The sequence below is a fragment of the Pauljensenia hongkongensis genome (genome assembly GCF_001746855.1).
Lineage (GTDB): Bacteria > Actinomycetota > Actinomycetes > Actinomycetales > Actinomycetaceae > Pauljensenia > Pauljensenia hongkongensis.
Window position 1 is genome coordinate 778,418 of record NZ_CP017298.1, and the last position, 1,882, is coordinate 780,299.

Here is a 1,882-nt window from a genome sequence, read left to right on the forward strand (position 1 = left end):
TCCGGGGGGCGAGGGCAACGGGCGCCCCGACGACGGCGAGGACGGCGGCGCAGACCCGGGGCGCCCGGCCCAGCGCGAACCCCACTCCCGCGACGGCGGTGACGGCCCCGAGGACGCGGGTGGCGGCGACGAGGCGCCCGTCGTCGGCCTCCACGCCCGCCACTGAGGCGGCGCGGTCGATGAGGGGGCGGGCGGGCGCGATGCGCGCCACGTGGGCACGCGGATCGCGCACGGCGTCGATGCCGTCGGCGATGAAGGGGGCGGCGAGAAGGGGGCGGGCGACCATGCGCAGCAGATTCATACCCCCATTCTGACCGGGATCGGCGCGTTCGCGAAATGGAACACCCCGGGGCGGCGCCACAGGCGGGCGGACTGCGGCCCAGGCCACTCGCGCGCGGGGAATACGGCCGGGGCGCGGAGCGTTCCGCTCACATGCCACGCCCACCAGCCACGACAAGCGCCCCTCCCGGCACCGCGACTAGGCTGGTCACCGATGGACACGACGACACCCACACCGGCGGGGGCGGCCCCGCCCGCCGAGCAGGCGGAACTGCGGGAGCGGTTCATGGACGAGGCGATGCCCCTCATGGACCAGCTCTTCGGCGCGGCCCTGGGCATGACGCGCAACCGCGCGGACGCCGAGGACCTCGTCCAGGAGACCTACCTCAAGGCCTACTCGAAGTTCCACCAGTACAAGCCCGGCACCAACATCAAGGCCTGGCTCTACAGGATCCTGACGAACACGTACATCACCCAGTACCGCAAGGCGCAGCGCTCCCCGAAACGGGCCTCGACGGACACCGTCGAGGACTGGCAGCTGGCCGAGGCGGCCTCGCACGACGCACGGGGCCTGGTCTCGGCGGAGGTCGAGGCGCTGGAGGCCCTGCCCTCCGAGCAACTGCGCGACGCCCTGGAGTCGTTGTCGGAGGAGCACCGGATGGTGATCGTCATGGCCGATGTGGAGTCCATGACGTACAAGGAGATCGCCCAGGCCCTGGGCATCCCGATCGGGACGGTCATGAGCCGTTTGAACCGGGCCAGGCGCAACCTGCGCGCGAAGCTGGGAGAGGTCGCAGCGGAATACGGGATCGGAGGAGCACGATGACAGCCGGAGGAGCACGATGAACGGCCCCGCGCCCACCTGCCGGGAGGTCCTGGAGCAGATCTACGCCCTGATCGACTGCGAGGAGTGCGACCGCAGGGGCGCGCTCATCGACGGCGGCGACATCGACGGCCCCGACGCGCGCCTGCGCGCCCTCATGCTGGCGCACGCGGCCTCGTGCGCGCAGTGCTCGGACGCGTTGGAGGCCGAGCGCCACGTGCGGGCGCTCCTGCGCCGCTGCTACGGGACCGCGCAGGCGCCCGCCGCCCTGCGCGCCCGTGTCACGGCCTCGATCACCCGGATCTCGGTGGCCTACCGCGGTTGAGCCGCACCCAGGGGCGTCCGGGGCGGGGGACGCCTCCGCTTCCGGGCGCCGGCCGGAAGAGCGGGCCCAGGAGGACGAATACCCGTGGTGCGCGCCACACGAATGTCGCGCATGCGGTGATGTGCGTCGCGCCCGGGGCGGGGCGCGTTGGTGGCCCCGTGGCATGTGTGCGAAAATACGGGGGTTCAGACCGACCAACGAGGAGAACACCATGTCGAAGAGGGGTCGTAAGCGTCGCGATCGTCGTAAGAACGGCGCGAACCACGGCAAGCGTCCCAACGCTTGAGCCGATGACTCGGATGCCCGGCGGCCTCACGGCTTCCGGGCATCTTCTGCGCCCCGTCGGCGCGCCCCGCCGCCTGCGCGGCGCCCCCTAGGCCCCGGTGAGCGCCTGAGCCGCCTGGCGGGCGCGGGCCTCCCACGTGTGGCGGCCCCGGGCCCTTCGCACAGCAGCG

The 1,882-nt window shown here is 72.8% G+C and carries 3 protein-coding genes and 1 pseudogene; 3 read left to right on the plus strand and 1 reads right to left on the minus strand.

Annotated elements, in window-relative coordinates; genetic code table 11:
* Positions 1 to 301 (minus strand): annotated as a pseudogene (locus BH719_RS09565) (DoxX family membrane protein); the annotation flags it as partial.
* A 192-nt stretch (positions 302 to 493) separates the two neighbouring features.
* Between BH719_RS09565 and BH719_RS03235 the strand changes: the two are divergent.
* The 3 genes from BH719_RS03235 to BH719_RS10345 all read left to right on the plus strand — a co-directional run bounded on the left by BH719_RS03235 (position 494) and on the right by BH719_RS10345 (position 1,713).
* The gene (locus BH719_RS03235) at positions 494 to 1,105 is read left to right on the plus strand and encodes a sigma-70 family RNA polymerase sigma factor (protein WP_009743316.1); all 612 of its coding nucleotides are present in this window, start codon (positions 494 to 496) and stop codon (positions 1,103 to 1,105) included.
* Between the two features lie 16 nt (positions 1,106 to 1,121).
* Entirely contained in the window at positions 1,122 to 1,427 is a 306-nt protein-coding gene (locus BH719_RS03240; protein WP_009743317.1) for a hypothetical protein, read from the plus strand.
* A gap of 211 nt (positions 1,428 to 1,638) precedes the next feature.
* Positions 1,639 to 1,713 (plus strand): 50S ribosomal protein bL37, encoded by a 75-nt coding sequence (locus tag BH719_RS10345; RefSeq protein ID WP_370465157.1) that lies wholly within the window; start codon positions 1,639 to 1,641, stop codon positions 1,711 to 1,713.
* Positions 1,714 to 1,882: the final 169 nt, after the last annotated feature.